The 19,746-nt window shown below is 57.2% G+C and carries 20 protein-coding genes; 13 read left to right on the top strand and 7 right to left on the bottom strand.

What is annotated here, in order from left to right:
• Positions 1–2: 2 nt before the first annotated feature.
• The 3 genes from J8Z22_RS07195 to J8Z22_RS07205 are packed head-to-tail and all read right to left on the bottom strand — an operon-like array spanning position 3 to position 1,791.
• On the bottom strand, positions 3–419 hold the full coding sequence (locus tag J8Z22_RS07195; protein ID WP_252009785.1) for a biopolymer transporter ExbD: 417 nt from the start codon (positions 417–419) through the stop codon (positions 3–5).
• Positions 416–1,057 (bottom strand): MotA/TolQ/ExbB proton channel family protein, encoded by a 642-nt coding sequence (locus tag J8Z22_RS07200; protein ID WP_028113639.1) that lies wholly within the window; start codon positions 1,055–1,057, stop codon positions 416–418. Before J8Z22_RS07200 ends, J8Z22_RS07195 begins: the two co-directional genes overlap by 4 nt.
• A 26-nt stretch (positions 1,058–1,083) precedes the next feature.
• Complete coding sequence (locus J8Z22_RS07205; RefSeq protein WP_252009787.1) at positions 1,084–1,791, bottom strand: energy transducer TonB; 708 nt, start codon at positions 1,789–1,791, stop codon at positions 1,084–1,086.
• Between the two features lie 220 nt (positions 1,792–2,011).
• Here J8Z22_RS07205 and hutW point away from each other — a divergent pair, with 220 nt between their 5' ends.
• From hutW to J8Z22_RS07265, 12 genes are all read left to right on the top strand, one after another.
• Positions 2,012–3,358: a heme anaerobic degradation radical SAM methyltransferase ChuW/HutW gene (gene hutW / locus J8Z22_RS07210; RefSeq protein ID WP_252009788.1), complete on the top strand. Its 1,347-nt coding sequence runs from the start codon at positions 2,012–2,014 to the stop codon at positions 3,356–3,358.
• Positions 3,355–3,864 (top strand): heme utilization cystosolic carrier protein HutX, encoded by a 510-nt coding sequence (hutX, locus tag J8Z22_RS07215; protein WP_252009789.1) that lies wholly within the window; start codon positions 3,355–3,357, stop codon positions 3,862–3,864. Before hutW ends, hutX begins: the two co-directional genes overlap by 4 nt.
• 73 nt (positions 3,865–3,937) lie before the next feature.
• Positions 3,938–4,474 carry a heme utilization protein HutZ gene (gene hutZ / locus J8Z22_RS07220; protein WP_028113635.1) on the top strand — a complete coding sequence of 179 codons (537 nt, stop codon included), beginning with the start codon at positions 3,938–3,940 and terminating at the stop codon, positions 4,472–4,474.
• Positions 4,475–4,596: 122 nt separating this feature from the next.
• On the top strand, positions 4,597–6,345 hold the full coding sequence (locus tag J8Z22_RS07225; RefSeq protein WP_252009791.1) for an ABC transporter transmembrane domain-containing protein: 1,749 nt from the start codon (positions 4,597–4,599) through the stop codon (positions 6,343–6,345).
• A gap of 378 nt (positions 6,346–6,723) precedes the next feature.
• The gene (locus J8Z22_RS07230) at positions 6,724–8,766 is read left to right on the top strand and encodes a hypothetical protein (RefSeq protein WP_252009793.1); all 2,043 of its coding nucleotides are present in this window, start codon (positions 6,724–6,726) and stop codon (positions 8,764–8,766) included.
• A gap of 77 nt (positions 8,767–8,843) precedes the next feature.
• A complete protein-coding gene (locus J8Z22_RS07235) occupies positions 8,844–9,800 on the top strand; it encodes a hypothetical protein (RefSeq protein ID WP_252009795.1) in 957 nt (318 codons plus the stop codon).
• 156 nt (positions 9,801–9,956) lie between these two features.
• Positions 9,957–10,178, top strand: a complete 222-nt coding sequence (locus J8Z22_RS07240; RefSeq protein ID WP_028113631.1) for a DUF4177 domain-containing protein — start codon at positions 9,957–9,959, stop codon at positions 10,176–10,178.
• Positions 10,175–10,429, top strand: coding sequence for a membrane protein insertion efficiency factor YidD (gene yidD / locus J8Z22_RS07245; RefSeq protein ID WP_245595604.1), 255 nt, complete (start codon positions 10,175–10,177; stop codon positions 10,427–10,429). The genes J8Z22_RS07240 and yidD overlap by 4 nt, the downstream gene beginning before the upstream one ends.
• A complete protein-coding gene (locus J8Z22_RS07250; protein WP_252009797.1) occupies positions 10,426–10,818 on the top strand; it encodes a TM2 domain-containing protein in 393 nt (130 codons plus the stop codon). Before yidD ends, J8Z22_RS07250 begins: the two co-directional genes overlap by 4 nt.
• 92 nt (positions 10,819–10,910) lie before the next feature.
• A complete protein-coding gene (gene pepT, locus J8Z22_RS07255) occupies positions 10,911–12,128 on the top strand; it encodes a peptidase T (RefSeq protein ID WP_028113628.1) in 1,218 nt (405 codons plus the stop codon).
• A 72-nt stretch (positions 12,129–12,200) separates the two neighbouring features.
• Positions 12,201–12,536, top strand: a complete 336-nt coding sequence (locus tag J8Z22_RS07260) for an antibiotic biosynthesis monooxygenase (protein ID WP_169629285.1) — start codon at positions 12,201–12,203, stop codon at positions 12,534–12,536.
• Positions 12,537–12,637: 101 nt separating this feature from the next.
• Positions 12,638–13,408 (top strand): PDZ domain-containing protein, encoded by a 771-nt coding sequence (locus J8Z22_RS07265; protein WP_252009799.1) that lies wholly within the window; start codon positions 12,638–12,640, stop codon positions 13,406–13,408.
• Between the two features lie 743 nt (positions 13,409–14,151).
• Here J8Z22_RS07265 and J8Z22_RS07270 read toward each other — a convergent pair.
• Positions 14,152–16,659, bottom strand: coding sequence for a GGDEF and EAL domain-containing protein (locus J8Z22_RS07270; RefSeq protein ID WP_252009801.1), 2,508 nt, complete (start codon positions 16,657–16,659; stop codon positions 14,152–14,154).
• A 316-nt stretch (positions 16,660–16,975) separates the two neighbouring features.
• Here J8Z22_RS07270 and J8Z22_RS07275 point away from each other — a divergent pair, with 316 nt between their 5' ends.
• Positions 16,976–17,665: a sterol desaturase family protein gene (locus tag J8Z22_RS07275; RefSeq protein ID WP_252009803.1), complete on the top strand. Its 690-nt coding sequence runs from the start codon at positions 16,976–16,978 to the stop codon at positions 17,663–17,665.
• A 7-nt stretch (positions 17,666–17,672) separates the two neighbouring features.
• Here the strand turns inward: J8Z22_RS07275 and J8Z22_RS07280 are convergent, their stop codons facing one another.
• The 3 genes from J8Z22_RS07280 to J8Z22_RS07290 all read right to left on the bottom strand — a co-directional run bounded on the left by J8Z22_RS07280 (position 17,673) and on the right by J8Z22_RS07290 (position 19,667).
• Positions 17,673–18,107: a GNAT family N-acetyltransferase gene (locus tag J8Z22_RS07280; RefSeq protein ID WP_156897063.1), complete on the bottom strand. Its 435-nt coding sequence runs from the start codon at positions 18,105–18,107 to the stop codon at positions 17,673–17,675.
• Between the two features lie 78 nt (positions 18,108–18,185).
• Positions 18,186–18,557: a nuclear transport factor 2 family protein gene (locus J8Z22_RS07285; protein WP_252009805.1), complete on the bottom strand. Its 372-nt coding sequence runs from the start codon at positions 18,555–18,557 to the stop codon at positions 18,186–18,188.
• 108 nt (positions 18,558–18,665) lie between these two features.
• Entirely contained in the window at positions 18,666–19,667 is a 1,002-nt protein-coding gene (locus J8Z22_RS07290; RefSeq protein ID WP_252009807.1) for an NADP-dependent oxidoreductase, read from the bottom strand.
• Positions 19,668–19,746: the final 79 nt, after the last annotated feature.

Consider the following 19,746-nt stretch of genomic DNA (forward strand, 5'->3'; position numbering starts at 1 on the left):
GGTTATTCCTCCATCAGAATCTGGGTCTGGTCAATCTGCCGGGCCTGCATTAACGCCAGCAGTTGCATCAAGGGTTGGATGGGTGCGTGTTTGTCAGCGGCCACCACCACGGTGTAGTCCGGGTGTTGGCTGTGGGCGGCCAGAAACGCAGATTTAAACTCCTCCCAGTCTCGGTAAGGGGTTTGGTTGAGTGCGTAATGAGGATCGGCGGCCAGAACATTGACAGCCAGGGTATTGTCTTCGCTGACCGGGCCCAGGGCCGACTCCGCCTGTTCGGGGACGTCCACTGGCAATGCCAGCAGGCGGGTATTGGCGGTTAACAGCAAAAACACCAGCACGATAAAAATGATGTCGATCAGCGGGGTTAAGTCGACGCTTGCGCCAGCGCTGTCGGCGGCAGACTCAGGAACCCGAATCATGCCGCAATCTCCTGTTGCGAACGCGGTGCGATGCCGGATAGCCACAGGTTGATGCGGTTGAGCACGTGCTCGGTTTTCCCCAACTGGCGTTCGGCCCACAGGGTCAGCAGGTGAGCCCCGCCGACAGCTGGCAGGGCGATGATCAACCCGGCGGCGGTGGTGTACATGGCCAGCCCCAGGCCATCCGCCAGTTGAGCCGGTGTCACCGGACCGTTGCTGGCACCGATCTCCTGAAACATCTGGATCAGGCCCAGTACGGTGCCCAACAATCCCATCATCGGGCTGATGATGCCGATCACCATCAGGACTTTGAGGCCAGCCATCAGTTGCCGTTTCTGTTTCAGCAGCCACAGGCCGGCGATCTCTTCACGTAACGCCTTATCCTGACTGGCGTGGCCCAGTAGCATCTGAGTGCCTCGGGACAACAGGCTGCGGCGGCCGCTGAGTTGTTGTTCCAGTGCCGGGCAGTCCAGTGGATTCTGGCAGTCGAGTCGTTTAAGCCAGCGGTCCCGCCAGGGGGCGTTAATGGCCACATTGGCCAGTCGTTCAATCAGGATGATCAGTGTCAGGGTCAGGCAGCACAGCAGAGGCCAGGCCATGACGCCCAGGTGGTTGAGGTAGGTTTCGAACGGCGCCATGGGGGCGAACTCCTAAGGGATTATTGTTAATTCAAGGCAAAGCGTACTGGGATCTGGATTCGAGAAGCCTTTGCGGTCGAGCCATGAGACAGCGGGGCGAACTGCCAGTTTTGAACGGCTGCCAGTGCCGCCCGATCGAGGCTGTTATGACCACTGCTCTGGATGATCTCCAGCTTGACCTGCTCCCCCAGACTGTCGAGCCACACCTCCACCAGGGTGACCCCCTGCTGGCCGCGCTTGCGGGCGGATTTTGGGTAGTGTGGCGGCTTCGGTGGCGTTAAAAATGAGGGTTGATTCACCAGTTCCGGCAGATCCATCACCCCTTGCTTAGCGGCAACCTGAGGGGCTGTCGCCTCGGATTGAGGCTTGGGCTCCGGTTGTGGCTTGGGCTCTGGCTTCAGTTCCGGTTTGGGCTCCGGCTTAGGCTTGGGCTTGGGCTCAGGTTTGGGCTTGGGCTCAGGTTTGGGCTCCGGTTTGGGTTTGGGCTCAGGTTTGGGCTTGGGCTCAGGTTTGGGCTCCGGTTTGGGCTTGGGCTCAGGTTTGGTTTTCGGCTCAGGTTTTGACTCCGGTTGGGCGTCGGCGGTATTTACCGCTTTTGCCAATGACAGGCTGATCTGCGTGGTGACCTGACCCGACTGCATCACCAAGGGGGCTTCCACAGGCATAGCAGCAATAACCGAGCCTTGAATCAGCACAGCGGTAACGGCAGACAGTAGATAACGATTGGGAGTCACAACCTGGGATCCTTATACAAACGATGCACAGATAATAGAATGGATGACATTGCTAGTGCAAATAAAAATGATTCGCATTTGATCTAAATCTCAATCTCCGGTAGAGTCCGTGGTCATTGAGTTACCAAAACCAAGAAATAGCATTGGCGTCAGTCACTTACTCTCGCGAGCGGTAGGAGTTTGACCCTGGTGGTAATTGGTTGAATTCGTTGGAGTTGAGATGCCTTTCACCCCTACCATGGATGACTTGATGACCGGCAAGGATACGCCGGAGCCGTTGAAATTCGCGTTTGAGCAAAAACGCGGTGCCCATGCCGGTGGGCCGGGTATGCCACCCTTGGCGCCAGAGCAGGCCCAGCAGCGTTTGTCGTCATTGTTGAGTGCCGGTGCCACCCCGGATAAACGCCGGGCCCTGTATGTGCACGTTCCGTTTTGCCGGGTGCGTTGTACCTTCTGCAGTTTTTTTCAGTACGCCTCCAGTCGCAAACTGGTGGATCAGTATTTCGGTTTTTTGCTGCAGGAGATTGAACGTAAAGGCCGGACTCAGTATGCCCAGAGTGCGCCTTTTCATGCGGTCTATATCGGCGGTGGCACACCGACCGATCTGTCGGCATCGCAATTGAAACAGCTTGGGCAGGCACTGCGGGCGAACTTTCCTCTGACCAGTGACTGTGAGCTGACGTTGGAGGGGCGCATCAACAAGTTTGATGATGCCAAGTTTAACGGGGCGTTGGAGGGGGGCTTTAACCGTTTCTCCTTTGGGGTGCAGAGTTTCAATACTCAGGTACGTAAGGCGGCCAAGCGCCTGGACGACCGAGAATCCGTGATGGCTCGCCTGACCGAGTTGAGCCAGTCCGGGCTGGCCCCTATCGTCATCGATCTGTTGTTTGGATTGCCGCATCAAAGCGACCGCATCTGGCGACAGGATCTGGACGACATGCTGGCCACCAACGTCAGCGGTGTCGACCTGTATCAGTTGATTGACCTGAAAGGGACGCCGATGCTGGAGCAGTGCGAAAAAGGCACGGCGCCGCCACCCGCAGACACGGCCACCAAGTCGCAGATGTACCGATACGGCAATGAGTTCATGGAAAGGCATCATTTTCAGCGGCTCAGTTGCTGCCACTGGTCTCAGGACAACCGTGAGCGCAGTTTGTACAACTCCATGGTCAAGGCCGGTGCTGAAATTCTGCCTCTGGGGGCAGGGGCCGGCGGCAACCTGGGGGGCTTTGCCCTGATGCAGCCCAGGGATCTGGAGCGCTACCAATCGAGTATTGAACAGCAGCAATGGCCGATCATGGTGTTGTTGCCGAAATCTGAAACTCATCTCAAGAGCCAGCTGGTTGGCGCCTGCGACAAGGGCGTTATTTCGCAGCGGTTGCTTGGACACGATCTTTATGAGCATGCCCGGCCACTGTTTGCCCAGTGGCAGCAGCGTGGGCTGGCCAGGGTGTCAGACACTGCGGTGGCCTTTACATTGGCGGGCCGTTTTTGGCAGGTCAACCTGTGCAATGGCCTGCTCAGTTACCTTGATACCAACCCCCTTTCTATGGAGAAAAGTGCATGAGTGATATAGCTCAGTCTGTTGCCGATATCATTAATGAGAATCCCAGCACCATGCCGGGTCAGATTGCCACCCAACTGGGCGTGTCTGAATTTGAGGTCGTGGCCTCCCTGCCGGATGACATGGGCACGGTGTTGCCGCGTGAGCAGCTGGATGCGCTGATGGCGGACCTGCCGGAGTGGGGACCGATGACCACCATTGTCAGCCTTGCCGGCAGCATTTTCGAATTTAAAGGCAGTTTTCCAAAAGGCAAGCCTGGCCACGGTTACTACAACCTGGTGACCAAAGGGGAGGGGCTTCACGGTCATTTGAAGCTGGACGCGGTGGCCCAGGTGGCGCTGGTGAGCAAACCCTTTATGGGCAGTGACAGTCACAGCATTCAGATGTTCGATGCTTCTGGAGCCATTATCTTCAAGATCTACTTGGGCAGAGACAAAAAACGGTTGTTGCTGGCGGATCAGGTACAACGATTTACCGCATTGAAGCAGCAGATTGTTTCTGCTGCCTGAGCACTGGGGCAGCGGCGGTTGTCGCTGCCTTATGAGTGACCAAAGGCCGTATAACTATAGGAAATGACCTGTTATGGATAATCAGAAACAACAGCGGTTGCAGGAACGTCTGCTGCCGGAGATGGAAGAGTTTAAAGCGGCCTGCCAGACCCTGATGCTGGCAACTCTGGGGGCGGATGGACAGCCCAATGTCAGCTATGCGCCTTTTGCTCAAGGCGAACAGGGCTTTTTTATCATGGTCAGTGACATCGCTCGCCATGGCATGAACCTTAAGGTGAACAAGCAACTGTCGGTAATGATGGTGCAGGACGAGGCCAGTGCTAAGTCCATTTATGGTCGTAAACGCCTGACCTTTGACGTGACTGCCGAACTGATTGAGCGCGACACCCCGGTGTTTCGCCAAGGGGCAGCGGCGTTGGCGCAACGTTTCGGTGAGATTGCCGACAATCTGGCTCAACTGGCGGATTTTAACCTCTACTGTCTTAAGCCCAGTAAGGGCCTGTTTGTGAAGGGATTTGGTCAGGCTTTTGCCATTGGTGGCAAGGATCTGAACAGCGTCAGTTGGATGACCGGCGATGGCAAAGGCCATGGGCATGCCCGCAGTGCCTGACGACACCGACAGACACAGCCCGTTACTGAACGACTAGGATATCGGCCCCAACAGGGGCCGGTTTTTGTTTATGATGGTTCAATCGCATCTGTATTGAATGCCTTTGAATAGATTGGAATTGCATGAAGAAAAGTCGCGTGACCGCGGTGTTGCCCTGGCTGGGTACGCTGTTAAAACCCTATCGCCGCCGGGTGGCGGCGGCCTGCGTTGCCCTGGCTCTGGGGTCCCTGAGTTGGCTGGCCTTGGGGCAAGGAGTCAAATTGCTGGTGGACGAAGGTTTCCTCAGCGACAACGGTGAACGTCTCAACCAGATCATGTTAGTGGTGTTGGGCATCAACCTGGTGGGCGGGGCGGCGGCGTTTTTCCGTTTTTACCTGATGTCGTGGCTGGGGGAGCGGGTCAGTGCCGACATTCGCTCCAAGGTTTACCAGCATCTGCTGACCTTGTCGCCGGACTTCTACGAATCGACCCGTACCGGAGAGGTGATCTCCCGGTTTACCAGCGATACCACCGTGATTCAGACCGTGGTGGGAATGAGCCTGTCGATGGCGCTGCGCTCGTCGGTGACTCTGGTGGGGGGGCTGCTGATGATGCTGGTGACCAGCCCGTTGATGACGCTGTACGTGACCATTGCCGTACCGGTGGTGCTGGTGCCCATCAAAGTGCTTGGGGCCAAGGTTCGCACCTTTGCCCGGGACAGTCAGGATCGGGTGGCGGACATCGGTGCCTACGTCGATGAAACCCTGCACGAGATTCATACCGTTCAGGCTTATACCCATGAGCAGGTGGATCGCACTCACTTCCAGAGCCGGGTTGAGGCGGTGATCGATGCCGCCGCCTCGCGGATTTACTACCGCGGACTGCTGATTGCATTGGTGATGAGCCTGAGCATCGGCGCCATCACCGTGGTGGCCTGGCTGGGCGCACTTCAGGTGCTCAGCGGTGGCCTTAGCGCCGGCGAACTGACCGCGTTTCTGTTTTATGCGGTGATGGTTGCCGGAGCGGTGGCCACCATCAGTGAGGTGATCGGTGAGGTTCAGCGGGCGGCGGGGGCGACCGAGCGGTTGATGGAGTTGCTCAATACCCAGCCCTCGATTGTGGCTCCGGCGTCGCCGCGGTCGCTGCCTTCGCCGGTTCGGGGGCATCTGGCTTTGCAGGGATTGGGGTTTGCCTACCCCAGTGCCCCAAACCTACGGGTGTTGTCGGATCTGGCGTTGACCATTGAGCCCGGTGAGCGGGTGGCGTTGGTGGGCCCAAGTGGTGCGGGTAAGTCGACGCTGTTTCAGCTATTGCAGCACTTCTATCTGCCCCAGCAAGGACGGATTTTGCTGGATGGCATCGACATTCAGCAGTTGGCGCCTACCGAACTGAGACAACAGTTTGCCCTGGTGCCTCAGGAGTCGGTGATTTTTGCCACCAGTGCCCTGGAGAACGTTCGTTATGGTCGTCCCGAAGCGACCCTGGCAGAGGTGCAAGCGGCCTGTCGCGCGGCCCGGGCCCATGAGTTTATTCAGGCTCTGCCTAACGGCTATGACACCGATCTCGGAGAGCGGGGCGTGCGCCTGTCCGGTGGTCAGAAGCAACGTATTGCCATTGCCCGGGCGCTACTGGCCGACCGGCCGGTGCTGTTGCTGGATGAAGCCACCAGTGCCCTGGACGCGGCCAGTGAACAGCAGGTGAAACTGGCGCTGGATGAGTTGATGAAGGGCAAAACGACCTTGATCATTGCCCACCGCCTGGCCACAGTGGTTAACGCCGACCGCATTGTGGTGATGGAGCAGGGCCGCATCGCTGCCGTGGGAACCCATCGGGAGTTGGTGGCGAAAAACGCCTTGTATAAGCAGTTGGCGGATCTGCAACTGGTGAGCTAATCGTCGAGGAAGCCGGTGGCGATGATGCCATCGGCTTGGTGTTTCACGCTGGGATGGAGACTGTCAGACAATCGCCCTGATTTACGAAAGAGATGCGCTCGTTCCGGGCCCCTTACCCCGTCTCTTTCCAGTTTGCACATCGGCAAAGTTAAATAATAAACATCGCCTTATCAATACACTGAGCGCTATTGCCGCCTAGGCAGCCACGGAAGCGTTTGCCCGGTCGTGGTTCCGTGTTGGCACCGGCACGGTCGTGCCGCAAACAGGATTAACTACACTCTATTGGGTTTTGGCCGGCGCACCGAGCACAGGGAGTATGGCTTGGTGGGTGTGGTGCCGGTCGAAGTGTTTTTCTGATTGATAAGGACGTCCATTTTTATGTCAAATCTACAAGAGATCTCTGCTGCCAAAGGCATGGCACAAACCAGCCAGGCGATGCTGACCTCGGCGACCCTGACTCTGGTCTCCAGTCAGCCTAAAACTCGCTTGGGTCAGGTGGCCATGGCGGTTGCCGCTCAATCGTCGGCGTCGGTACTCAGTGTTGCCGCCATCTCAGCCTATGTGTACTCGCTAACCGAAGCACAGTTGCCCACCGTGACTTTCCGCGGGCCGGATCCCGGCCCCGGCATTCATAATCCAGAGCTGCAACAGTCCTATGACCTGTTCAGGAGTCAGGTGGCCACGTTCCAGGGGCAGGCGGGGGCCTGGATCAATACCGATCCCAGCTCCGGGTCTGCCAGCATCTTCTCCCAACTGGTGTCGGTGCCCAATACCTTTCAGACCATCAGTGGATCGGTGGCGGCCAAGTTCACCATCTTGTCTGCTCAGGAGCCGGGCACGCCGGCGTACGAGCAAACTTTAGCTCAGCTCAAAGCGTTGATCGGAGCCGAGTTACCAGACATCAACACCCTTAAAACCCAGATGGAAACTCTGGGCAGCAACCTTCAGAATGCGGCAGTCACCATAGTGGAAGCGGCCAACACCGGTGTGTTGAAGAAGCTCAGTGACGCCTATGCCAAGGAGATTGACGGCCTGGTGCAGGAGATCAAGGATCTCAACAAGCAGATCAGCAAAGACAACAGTAAGATCATCGGCCTGGGCTTTGCGGCGGCCGCCGCCATTGCGCTGGGTCTGGTGGGAGTCGCCAACTTCTGGAACCCCTTTGGCTGGTTTGCCATGGGCGCCGGTGCCGTCGGTGCCTATTTTGCCATCTCGGAGATCCTGACCCTGAAAGGCCAGATTGCGGTGATGAAAAGCAAGATAAAAAACGACGAACTGTGGCAAAAAGAGGATTCGGCCGTGGCGGCGGGGATCAATGCCTTCAGCACTCAGGTGCAGGGGTTCTCTTCCATGAATACCGCGGCCCAGCGGGAACTGACCACCCTGGAAAATCTGTACCAGACCCTGGCCGATGACATCGGCGTGGCGCTGGCGGATCTGGATGCCGGTGAACTGGAACAGGCCCAGCAGGAGTGGAACGAGATTGTCGGCGCCGCCTCGGTGTTGCAGGGGTTGACCGCTTACATCTGGCCCAATGCCATTCAACTGACCAGCCCCACCAGCTTCAGTGCGGTGGATAACACCGCCTATTGTGTCAGCCTGTCCGGGCAGCTGTTCCAGTATCAGGATGCGGATAACCGTTGGACGTCTCTGCCGGATTCGGTGCTGAGCTGTGTCGCCAGCCCGAAGATGATTGCCGCCATTGACGGGGCGCCCATCGACGGGGCCTCGGTCAACCCGGACCCCAAGCCGCCCACCTACCTGGTGAAAACCTACAACCCTGACATTGGTCGCTGGACCTTTATCTCAGAGTTTGCGGTGGCCGCCATTGCTGTTGAAGGGGAGACGCTGATTTGCATCAACCAGGCTCAGGAGGATCGCCAGGTGTACCAATACAGCGGCAGTGGCACCGACTGGCGTAAATTGGCAGCCCTGCCGGGGCCCGATGCCGCGACCCAGATTGCAGTGGCCGCCGGTAAGGTGTACGCCCTGGCCAACAACTCCCAGCTGCTGTATGTGTACCTTAACGACAGCTGGAGCCTGGTGTCAGAAACGCAGTACGCCAGTGTTACCAGTAACGGCAATCAGCTGGGACTCATCGATATTGACCAGAAGTCTTACGTCCTGGATGCCTCCGCTGACGGGGCACCGCGCTTCTGTGCCGATAAGGTCTCCAACGGAGCCCAGTTGAGCAACGGCAGCCAGTTCATCATCAGTGCCGACGATCAGTCTCTGTGGTTCGTCGATGCTCAGGCTCAGCCGCCGCAGGCCACCAATTTCAACCACATCGCGACTGGCGTCTTCAGCAGCAACACCGATAAGGTCTATTACACCGACAATATCGGTCAATTGTGGATGCATCAGGGCCAGACCCTTCAGGACAACAACTGGATTCAGATCGCCTCGCTGCCAGCGAGCTAATTCCCTTTCACAGTTAATCCCTATCAGGTCTGGTGGATCGCCCGGCGGTTCACCAGCCTGAGATGACGGAGGTTCCAATGGCCCAGTTATTACCGGTTATTCCAATTTTGAATCACCTGATCAGCGTGAATGATTTTCTGATCGCCGTACAGCAGGCGCGTTTGCCGCCTGCCATTAGCACTCAGCCGGAAAACCGCACCCTGGTGACCCGGTTTGAGGAGTGGCAACAGCTGCTGTGGCAGGCCTATTACGAGGGGCTGCTCAATGGACAAGTGGTGGCTCAGGCCGATGAGATTCACAACTTGTTCAGTAAGCACATCGAGACCCAGCAGGAGGTGGTCGGCATCCTGTGTGAACCGGACAACCCGGTTCCCAAAGTGATTTCTGTGGTGGATGAGGTGGTGTCTTACATTGCCGACGGTGAGGGGCTGGTCAGGCAACTGGCGACGATTGCCACAGCCATCGAAGGCGCCGACGAGGCCGAGGTGACTCGGCTGATGGCCTTGGTGGCGCAATTGAACGATGCCTTCGATCAGAGCGAACAAAAGCTGACGGATTCGGCGCTGTCCATGGGCACTACCGTGGTGGCCACCGCCATTGATGTCAGTGTGGCACTGGCCACCGAGCAGGATCCCATCAAGCCTTTTGCCAAGGGCAGCACCCAGATTGCCAAGGACACGGTTCATGAGGTGGTGTTGTCGGCAACGGCGATGTCGCTGCTCAAACAGTTGCAATCGGCCTGGGCCAAGCTGGATGAGGCCAGCCTGGCCCTGGCGCAGATGAAGATGGTGGTGGCGCAACTGCAGGCGGTGATCGATAAACAGGGGGTGACGCTGTTTGCCCTGTCGCAGGTGGCCAAGGAGTGGCAGCAGGTTGTGGATGTGACTACCGCCTCTGCCGATTCCTGGGCTCTCGGTGGCGCCGATGCCATTAATGAGTGGTCGGCGCGAATGCATCAGGTCAGCTTCAGCGCTGCCAGTCAGACCCTGTCCACCCCCCAACTGCTGGCGGCCGCGCCACAGCTGTTATTGTAGGCCGAATCTGAACGGGGAGCCTCGGTCCTGGCCCTGGTTGGACCGTGGCGAATGTGACCTTGGTTTCTTGATGTGTAATTATTTGTTATCGCAGTTGATTTTTGTATTTTGAACCGAGTAATTTAAACCATCATCGTGGTTTAGTCTGGAAATACAATGTCTCAGTTTAGCGAATACAAAGTGATTCACATCGCCGAAGGCGGCTGCGGAACCCTGTTGCTGGGTTCCAGTGGCCTGCCGTTGAAAAAAGTGGAAGCGACCCTCAACGAGGAAGCCGCCGCCGGCTGGCAATTGGTGTTTCAGGTCATCGAGCGTAAGCGCTTTTTGCTGTTTTGGGAGCGGGAAGCGGTGATCGTGACTCTGGGTCGCACTCGTTGAAACAGCCGCTAGGCTTGGGGCAACGGCTGTGCCTTGCCCTGATTGGTCGCTATCAGCGCGGCGGCGGTGCCCGGCGTTATTTTAATCTCAGCTGTAACTTTGAGCCCAGCTGTTCGGAATACACCCGTCAGGCGATTGCGCGTTTCGGTGCCCGCCGTGGCATTGTGCTCGGTTGGCAGCGGATTCGTCGCTGCAGTGACCCGGATTGTCCCCATATTATTCATGACCCGATTCCCAGGGAGTACCCATGACTCAGCAAAGTGAACAGCTGCGCCAACAGGAAGAGCAATTGAGGCAGGAGATTCGGACGCTGAGTGACCCTCAGCGGCAGCGATACTACGCCATGGAGCGGCAGTTGGTAAAAGATCCGGATACCTATGCCGCCCTGAACTGGTGTTTTGTTGCCGGGTTGCACCACTTCTACCTGAGGCGTTTGGGTCGTGGCATGTTCAATCTGGCGATGATGTTGCTGGGCCTCCTATTGCTGTTGGTATTGCCGCAGCCCTGGGGCTTGGGATTGATCGCTCTGGTGCTGCTACTGGAGTTACCCCAGTTATTTAATGCTCAGAATGTGGTCCACCAGTACAACAACCAGGTCATGGCGCACTGTCTGAGGCAGGTTCGAGCGCACTCAGACTAGGTTGCGTTGGCACAGACGTGATCTGACGCACCCCCAGTGGCTCTTGAGCGCTGGCATAATGGGCGTTTGCCCCTAGCCAGATTAGAGTCCTTATGGAAAAGCTGTTAGATCGATTCCTGCATTACGTTACCTTCGACACCCAGTCCAACGCCACCAGTGAGTCGCTGCCCAGTACTGAGGGACAGTGGGTTCTGGCCCGAGCGCTGCATGACGAGTTGCTGACTCTGGGCCTGACGGACGTCAGCCTGGATGACAACGGCTATGTGATGGCGACCCTGCCGGCCAACATCGACACTCCGGTGCCCTGCATCGGCTTTGTGGCGCACATGGATACCGCCCCGGATGCCTCGGGTAAAGACGTTAAGCCTCAGATTGTTCGAGATTACGATGGCGGCATTATCGCGCTTGGCGAGCAGGGTGATCGCCTGGACCCGGCTCAGTACCCGGTACTGTCCAGCCTCAAGGGGCAGACCTTAATCACCACCGACGGCTCGACGCTGTTGGGGGCCGACAACAAAGCGGGTATTGCCGAGATCATCACCGCCATGATGGTGCTTAAGGCCAACCCGCAGATCCCTCATGGTGACATTCGCATTGGATTCACTCCCGACGAGGAGATTGGCCGTGGAGCCAGTGAGTTTGATGTAGCCAAATTTGGCGCCCAGTGGGCCTATACCATCGATGGTGGTCCGGTGGGGGAGTTGGAGTACGAAAATTTCAACGCCGCCAGTGCCACGTTGCGATTTACCGGTAACTCGGTTCACCCGGGGACTGCCAAAGGCAAGTTGGTCAATGCCCTGACTTTGGCGACTCGTTTTCATCAGCAGATGCCCATCAGTGAAACGCCAGAGCACACCGACGGTTATCAGGGTTTCTACCACCTGGTCGCCATCAACGGTGGTACTGCCGAAGCCAGCCTGAGTTACATTGTGCGGGACTTCTGCCTGACCTCCCTGGATCTGCGTAAAGCCTACCTGGAGGCCCAGGCTCAGGCTTTTACCGCTCAGGGAATGCCTTGTGTACTGGAGTGGCAGGAAGGCTATCGCAATATGAAAGAGCAGGTGCTGCCCCATCCGCACATCATCGAGCTGGCGGAAGATGCCATGCGCAGTTGCGGTATCGAGCCCGACATCAAGCCGATTCGCGGTGGCACCGATGGGGCAGTGTTGTCCTACAAGGGACTGCCGTGCCCCAATGTGTTCACAGGAGGATTTAACTTTCATGGTAAGCACGAATTCATTACCTTAGAGGGAATGGAGCAGGCGGTCGAGGTGATCGTCAAGCTGTGCCAATTGACGGCGCAGCGCTGATTTTGGCCTCGGGCAAACAGAAGCAGCCTCGAGGAGCAGGGGTCACCTATGGGTGACCCCGAGCAGGGAGCGATGATGATAACGGTAATTCTTGAGGTGTATCCCACCGAAACCGGTAAGGGCGCGTTAATGGCCCTAGCCAGTCAACTGCTGGAGCTGATCAATGAGCATCCGGGGCTGATCTCCATCGAGCGCTTCCAGAGCATGATGGATGAGCATCGGTTGTTAAGCCTGTCGTTTTGGCAAAGCACTCAGGACGTCGATCATTGGCATCAGCACTTGAAGCGCATCGTCGCTGAAGACCCCCACCACCGAGACCTGATTCGTCATTATCGCCTTAGAATTTGTAAGGTGATGTTGGATGAGTCCGGCGATCAAGCCAGGCTGTCTCATCTGATTGAGTCGTGACTGCGGTTGATTTCCCTTCGAAAAATCTTGTTTATATCCCGTTTGTAATGTGACTCAGCCTTTGTTTTACTGGGGTTAATTGCCCGAGGGTGAAGGAGGGGATGGTGCAGAAGTCACTGAGCTGGGGAGTGGCCGGAGTGTTGCTGGGGGCGCTTGGCGCCACCGTGCTTGAATCGACGATTTCCGTAGCGCCGGTGGTTGAACTCCCGGCTCCCGAGCCTGCGGCGTTAAAGTTGCTGCAGGAGGAAAACCGACTGTTGAATCAGGAGTTGGCGCTGTTGATGGCGGTGGTGTACCACATCGCCGAGCGTCATGATATTCCACTGGCCGGCCTTGCCCCGTCGGAGCGTGGTCCCGATCGGACGGCTGTGAGCGTTGCTGTGGACGCCCCCCCGGCCACCGAGACCCCGACTCCCGAAAGTGATGAGGTGGGCATGGCCGAGCAGGCACTGGCTCAGATTCAGCAAGCAATGGCGCTGGATCAGGCGTTACAGCACCAGGCGCTGTCCGAAGGCTGGGCCTTCGACGGCTCTTTGAAGCGTCAACGACTGGCGATCTGGCAGCAGGCGCGGCGGTCGGTGTCCAGTGAGGCTTATGGCAGTGCCTTGGCCAGGGCTGGTTTGCCGAATCAATTGTATGTGGGCAGTGTCTATTCCAACAGCGAAGCCAGTCGCCAGGGCGTTAAGCCTGGTGATGTGATCCTGGCCATAGATGGCCAGCGTGCCTTTAATCGCGAAGACCTAAAGTTGGCCGGACTGGCTTCTGAGGGGGCCAGTGTCGAAGTGGAATTGATGCGAGGTCATCAGTCTCTGACCGTCTGGTTGTCGTCTTTGGACCGGGGACTGGAGGTGTATAGCCGCAGTGTCCGTTAGCGGCCACAGTCGCCGCGCCAGGGCCGTCGCCCTCCGAGCTTTTTTCCTCGATGGGCGGTGTTTAACCGTCACTTCAATCCTCTCGAACAGCTGAGCAGCCGCCAGCATGGTGTTGGCGTTCCCCAACCGTAATTTGTCGCTTTAGGTTCACAGAGCCCGCAGCGACCGGTGTTGATGTTTTAATTTGAGGTCAAACGAAGACTTCTATATCTATTCATTGCTGAGTCGTTTCGAACGCAATTTTATCAAAAATCACCGTTGTTACTTGCATTTATATGCACTTCTGCCCCTGTTTTAATTTGATGTCTAATCAATTTTTGTGTCATTATGGAGTCCTTGGTTCTCAGGCGATGGTAACCCATGCGCTCTGGCGAACTTTGAGACCCCACTCCCTGAGTCGTGCCATCGAATTTTGGCCTGCCAGGGTCAGTCCGTTTTGCCACCGCGGGTGTCAGGCTTCGGTGCTTTGCGGTTCAGTTAAGCCGGGCTTCTGCCTAAGAGAACGGGCGCGGAAGGACGGCCTTCGGCTGCAAACTTTGGCTCGTCAGGGGCTGGGGGGTACCCATTTGGCGTGAGGAGAGATGATGAAGATAGTGATTCGAGAGTGCTTCATTCTGTCGGTGTTGTTTATTGCCTTAGGCAGCATTGGCATCATGATCTAGCCTGAGGGGCCTGATCCTCACCGGGCATGGGCTTCGACCGGCAGGACGATGTTGGACGCCATGCCGCTTTCTACTAAGTCGTTACACCAGCGGCGAGGTCTGCTGTTGTGTCAACAGCTTCTGCATGACCGATTCTCCGACCGGCCTGCTGAGCAGAAAGCCCTGGGCCTGGCGACAGCCATTTTGAGCCAGGAATTGCGCCTGCTCTCTGGTCTCCACCCCTTCGGCAATGACATTCAGAGCCAGAGAGTTGCCCATGGAGATGATCGCTTTGGCGATGACCTGATTGTCATTGTCGACGCTGATGCCATGAACAAAGCTCTGATCGATCTTCAGCGTGGTCAGTGGCAATCGCTTCAGGTAGCTGAGGGAGGAGTAGCCGGTCCCGAAGTCGTCGATGGCGATGTGGATTCCCAACGCTCTAAGCTGATCCAGGTTGCGGATAGCGTCATCGGGGTTCTGAATCAGGAAGTTTTCTGTGACTTCCAACTCCAGAGCACTGGCCGGACAGCCGGTTTGCTTGAGTACCGCCTGAACCTCGCTGGTAAAGTTCCGCCGTAACAGTTGCGGGCCCGCGACATTCACCGCAATTCGGCCAAACTCTAAGCCCTGAGACAGCCATTGGCTGGCCTGATGACAGGCTTGAGTCAACACCCACAGGCCAATGTCGGTGATCAGCCCCATGCGCTCGGCAATACTGATAAACCGGGCCGGCGCCAGCACCCCCAGTCTGGGGTGGTGCCAGCGGATCAGCGCTTCGATGCCGACGATGCGGTTTGATGCCAGTTCGTATTGCGGCTGATAGTTCAGGCGCAACTCGTGGTTGGCGACGGCATCGTGGAGATCACTCTGCAGCTTCAGGTGCTCCAATGAACGCTCATTCTGTGCCTGAGTGAAAAACGAGAAGCTGTTGCGTCCCTGCTGTTTAGCACGATACATGGCGTTGTCGGCGTGTTTCAGCAGGGTGTCACTGTCGTGGCCGTCCTGGGGGTACAGGGCGATGCCCAGGCTGGAGGTCAGGCGTAACTGATCGCCACTGCCCAGAACTATCGGGCGCTCAAACAGGGCCATCAGTTTGCTGACCACCGCCGTGGCCGCCTGGCTATCGGAAATGCCCGACAGCAGCACCACAAATTCGTCCCCTCCGATCCGGGCGACGGTATCGACCTGGCGAACCTGTTGTTTCAGCCGCTTGGCGACTTCGCACAACACTTCGTCTCCCACCAGGTGGCCGGCACTGTCGTTGATCAGTTTGAAATGGTCGACGTCGACAAACACCACCGCCATCTGCTGATGGTGTTCTTCGGCCCGCTCGATGGCCAACTTGAGTTCCGCTTGCATCTTGGCCCGGTTGGGCAGTCCGGTGAGCGGATCGTGGTAGGCCATGTGGGCCAGGCGCTCCTCGGCCTGCTTTTGCTCCGAGATGTCGGCAAACACCGCCACGTAATATCGAATGCGTTGGTGGTCGTCGTACACCGCGCTGAGGGTGGTCATCTGAGGGTAGAGGCTGCCGCCCTTGCGGCGGTTCCACAACTCACCTTGCCATTGGCCTTCCTGAGTGAGGGATTGCCACATCGCTTCGTAGAAGCCAGTGTCGTAACGGCCGGATTTGAGAATGCGGGGGTTGAGGCTGAGCGCCTCCTCACGTCGGTAGCCGGTAATATCAGTAAAGGCGTTATTGACTTCGATAATGGTGCCGTGGCGATCGGTAATCAGGACCCCTTCGACCGAGTTGGCAAACACCGTGGCTGCCAGGGACAACTGATCCTGAAACGCCTTTCTCTGGCTGATGTTACGGGTCATGCCGATGACGCCCACCACCTCACCGGACTCGGAAATCACCGGACTCTTGGTGGTTTCCAGCCAGCGGCTCTGATCCGAGTCATCGGCATCGGCACACTCTTCGGTGACGATGGGCTTGCCACTGCGGATGGCGTTGCGGTCGGCGGCATCAAAAATGGCACTGCGTTCGGGCCCAAACAGCTGCAAGTCGTTTTTGCCGATGGGGGAGGTGCCCCAGTCACGGCTGACGTTGTGGTTGGCACAGACATAGACGCCCTGCAGATTCTTGATCCAGATATGGCCTTCGATGCTGTTGATGAATGCCTGCAGTGTCGGCAATGAGGGAGGCGTAGACTGGCTTCGTTGCTGATTGAGTTGGCTGAGGCTGTGCTGCTGCAACCGGGCCAGGTCCCGCTGAATGCGGCCCGCCAGGTTGTCGGCAAAGATAAGCGCATCGTCGCAGAGCAGGGAGTCATTGCCGGTGCACAGGCACAGAATTCCGAACAGGGCCTGAGTGGGAAAGAACAGCTCAATCATCAGTTGCGGTGCAGGCACCGCGTCGGTCGGAGTCATGCTCGTGGTAAAGGCCGTCTCGGTGATCCGCTTGGCGGTGACTTCCTGCATCAGTTGACGCTGTTCGTCCTCAGCCAGGGCCGGGGACGCGAGCAGAGGCTGCAGGGCATCGTCGTGGTCCAGGAAGGCGATGAGGGCGTGGGCCCCCAGGGAGCGTTCCAGCAGCTGCAGGCCGGGCAGCCACTGTTTGGCTGTGTCTTGTACCTTTGACAGCTCAACTTGTTGATAATCCATTACGACTCCGCGCCACCTGCCATTTACGCCTTAGCGAATTACTCTAAACATCTGTTGTTAATGGTTTTATTTGTAAATCTGATGCCATTTTGGTGGGGTATTATGTCACTTTGTTGGGGTGTTTTGAACAGATTGTGCCATGGAAAGGTCTTATGAGTGAATGCGCCGTGGCAATGGGCATTGGAGTTTGCGCGGTCGTCGATAGTGAGTGCCTGTTTTATTTTAGTTTTGTTCATTGATGATTTTTCCGGCGGTTGTAGTTTGGTGGCAATGCCGTTAGCTTGAGCGATCGGGCATAGCAAAGGGAATCGCCAGCATGGATACGATGGAGCAGCAACGGGCTTTTCAGCGACACTACCGGCAGGGGATATCGGCCAATTACCGCGGGCCTTGGCATGCGGCGGCTGTGGCGCTGCTGGGAAGCGGAGTGATCGCCCTGGCTCTGGGACAACTGGAGTCGGTGTCGGGGTGGCAATGGTGGACAGTGGCGGTGGCCCTGTTGATCGCCAATGTGCTTGAGTACGTCGCTCATCGCTGGCTCGGGCACCGGCGGACCCGGATTCTGCCGTTGTTTTATCAACGTCACAGTGGCGATCATCATCGTTTTTTCACTCACCAGGATCTGCTGTGTCGGGACAGTCGCGATTGGCGGGTGGTGCTGTTTCCACTGTATCTGATTGTGGTGATCAGCCTAAGCAATGCGGCGGTTGGACTGTTGTTGTCAGCATGGTTGGGGGCCAACAGTGGTTGGCTGTGGCTGGCGACGACGGTGGCCGCCTACCTGTGGTACGAGGTCAGCCACTTCTGCTGGCATCTGCCGGCGACTCACCGGTTGTTCCGAATAGGGTGCTTGGCCAGAATGCGTGAGCGCCATCGACTGCATCATCACCCGAAACGAATGAATCGAGTCAACTTTAACATTACCTGGCCGCTCACTGATTGGTTGCTGGGTACCGGTTCTTTGACGCCCTGCCTGGACGACGTTGATGGTGGCCTGTCGCAGTAGCGATGACTTACATCTGGGCGTTGAGTTCTTTCTTTAGGAAAAAGCTGACATAACCCGGAGGCATGTCTTCCAGCTTGGCAAAGACTTCGTAGCTGTGTTGCTGGTAGAACTCCAGTGCCATGAAGTTGGTGGTTTTGATGTGGATGCCGTGAGCGCCTTTGGCGTGGGCGTACCCCTCCAGTTGAGCAAGCAGCCGCGAGCCGGCTCCCTGGCGTCGCTGGCACTCCTGAACCCAGATGCCGTCGACATGGAGCCAGCCAAGCTTTACCTCACCGGCGATGCCACCAACGATGTCGTCACAGCTGTTTTTAATGAAGCAGGCAATTTTTTCATGTTGCAGGCTGCCACTGACCGCATCGTTAAAGCCGGTCAGTCCTTGCTTTAGTGCCGCGATCTCGTTGTCGTTGGGTGGGGCGACCTGCGTGAATTGCAAACTGTCCATGTCGATCCTTGGTCGAAGCGTCAGCCCTTTAAATTAGCGGCAGCTGAAGCAAGTTGCAACTGTGGGGCAGAGGGGGAATTAGTATTGCTCCAGTATTTCAAACGCATCGTGGGTCAGTTTCCAGTGGCCGTCGGCCTGACGTTGCCACTGTTCCAAGGTGATGATGCCATGGCCGATGTTCATTGACCACTCGCTGCCCAGCTGGACATTGTTGTCATCGATGAGTTTCAGCCAGGTTTTGCGGTAACAGAGGTCGGCGGCGCCCGATTGCATGATGCCCTGCCAGAATTCGCGAATGGCTTCGCGTCCCTCGAAGCGCCCCATGGGAATCACTTCGAGTTGGGCTTCTTCGGTGTAGCTGGCGACGCAGTAGTCGAGATTGCCGTGATTGAACTGGTTAATCCAGTTTTGGCTGGCCTTTAAGGCATTGATCAACGCATGGTGATGCACTATTCCCTCCTCCACTGGCGCGACATTCCCTGACCCGTACCAGTAAGCATAACACTGAGTTGGGGTTGGCGCCGGAAGGGAGTGGCGCCAACCCCGGGCAAACGGCGGTTAGTCGGCCAGTTTCACCAGCATCTTGCCGTTGTTTTTGCCTTCAAACAGGCCAATGAAGGCATTGGCTGCCTGGTCCAGTCCGTGATAAACGGTTTCCTGAGCCTGAATTTTTCCTTCGGCAAGCCACTGGCCCATCTGGGCGGCGAATTCGCCATAATGATCCCAGTGATCAAACACGATAAAGCCTTCCATCTTCAGCTTCTTGATGATCAGGTTGGCCAGGTTGGCCGGCCCGGGTTGAGCCTCGGTGTCGTTGTACTGGGCTATCATGCCACACACTGCGATGCGGCCATGATCGTTCATGTGGTTCAACACCGCTTCGAGATGATCGCCGCCGACATTTTCAAAATAGACATCGATGCCCTGTGGTGCGGCGGTGGCGATGGCGTCGCTGAGGGAGGCCACCTGCTTGTAGTTGATCACCTCATCCACACCCAGCTGTTTCAACTGGGCTACTTTTTCGGCCGAGCCGGTGGAGCCGATGACGGTGCAGCCTGCCAGTTTGGCGATCTGACAGGCGGCGCTGCCGACAGCACCCGATGCCGCCGACACAAAGACGGTGTCGCCGGCTTTGAGCGATGCAATGCGATTGAGTCCGACCCAGGCGGTCATGCCGGGCATGCCCATAATGCCGAGGAAACTCTGTAGCGGCAGCGGAGTGTCAGGCAGGCGGGTCAATTCGTCGCCATTACTGATGAAGTGGCTGCGCCAGCCCAGCATGCTGCTGACATGACTGCCGACGGAAAAATCCGGGTGTTGGGACTCAATCACTTCGCCGATGGCACCGCCCTCCAGTGGCTCGCCCAGCTGAAAGGGGGCGATGTAACTCTTGCGGTCAATCATACGGCCACGCATGTAAGGGTCGACCGACATCCACAGGTTTTTAATCAGTACCTGCCCGGGTTGAAGCGGCGCCAGCTCCTGGGACTGCAGTTGAAAATTGTCAGCGGTAGGCAGGCCTACCGGGCGACTGGCCAGAGTAATCATGTGGCTGTTCATGGTTTATCCTTAATGACTGTTGTGCAATTGGTTTGCGCGCTAACTAATGTCGCCACTGTAGCGCATGAACTGTTTGAGT

Source organism: Ferrimonas sp. SCSIO 43195 (assembly GCF_023716685.1).
In the GTDB taxonomy this organism is placed as follows: Bacteria; Pseudomonadota; Gammaproteobacteria; order Enterobacterales; family Shewanellaceae; genus Ferrimonas; species Ferrimonas kyonanensis.

What these genes read in the sequence shown, in the direction of transcription:
- J8Z22_RS07235 (WP_252009795.1), top strand. Translation starts at nt 8,844, where the DNA reads ATGGCCCAGTTATTACCGGTTATTCCAATTTTGAATCACCTGATCAGC.
- J8Z22_RS07250 (WP_252009797.1), top strand. Translation starts at nt 10,426, where the DNA reads ATGACTCAGCAAAGTGAACAGCTGCGCCAACAGGAAGAGCAATTGAGG.
- J8Z22_RS07270 (WP_252009801.1), bottom strand. Translation starts at nt 16,659, where the DNA reads ATGGATTATCAACAAGTTGAGCTGTCAAAGGTACAAGACACAGCCAAA.
- J8Z22_RS07195 (WP_252009785.1), bottom strand. Translation starts at nt 419, where the DNA reads ATGATTCGGGTTCCTGAGTCTGCCGCCGACAGCGCTGGCGCAAGCGTC.
- J8Z22_RS07265 (WP_252009799.1), top strand. Translation starts at nt 12,638, where the DNA reads ATGGTGCAGAAGTCACTGAGCTGGGGAGTGGCCGGAGTGTTGCTGGGG.
- pepT (WP_028113628.1), top strand. Translation starts at nt 10,911, where the DNA reads ATGGAAAAGCTGTTAGATCGATTCCTGCATTACGTTACCTTCGACACC.
- J8Z22_RS07230 (WP_252009793.1), top strand. Translation starts at nt 6,724, where the DNA reads ATGTCAAATCTACAAGAGATCTCTGCTGCCAAAGGCATGGCACAAACC.
- J8Z22_RS07200 (WP_028113639.1), bottom strand. Translation starts at nt 1,057, where the DNA reads ATGGCGCCGTTCGAAACCTACCTCAACCACCTGGGCGTCATGGCCTGG.
- hutZ (WP_028113635.1), top strand. Translation starts at nt 3,938, where the DNA reads ATGGATAATCAGAAACAACAGCGGTTGCAGGAACGTCTGCTGCCGGAG.
- hutW (WP_252009788.1), top strand. Translation starts at nt 2,012, where the DNA reads ATGCCTTTCACCCCTACCATGGATGACTTGATGACCGGCAAGGATACG.
- J8Z22_RS07225 (WP_252009791.1), top strand. Translation starts at nt 4,597, where the DNA reads ATGAAGAAAAGTCGCGTGACCGCGGTGTTGCCCTGGCTGGGTACGCTG.
- hutX (WP_252009789.1), top strand. Translation starts at nt 3,355, where the DNA reads ATGAGTGATATAGCTCAGTCTGTTGCCGATATCATTAATGAGAATCCC.
- J8Z22_RS07290 (WP_252009807.1), bottom strand. Translation starts at nt 19,667, where the DNA reads ATGAACAGCCACATGATTACTCTGGCCAGTCGCCCGGTAGGCCTGCCT.
- J8Z22_RS07280 (WP_156897063.1), bottom strand. Translation starts at nt 18,107, where the DNA reads ATGGACAGTTTGCAATTCACGCAGGTCGCCCCACCCAACGACAACGAG.
- J8Z22_RS07240 (WP_028113631.1), top strand. Translation starts at nt 9,957, where the DNA reads ATGTCTCAGTTTAGCGAATACAAAGTGATTCACATCGCCGAAGGCGGC.
- J8Z22_RS07260 (WP_169629285.1), top strand. Translation starts at nt 12,201, where the DNA reads ATGATGATAACGGTAATTCTTGAGGTGTATCCCACCGAAACCGGTAAG.
- J8Z22_RS07275 (WP_252009803.1), top strand. Translation starts at nt 16,976, where the DNA reads ATGGATACGATGGAGCAGCAACGGGCTTTTCAGCGACACTACCGGCAG.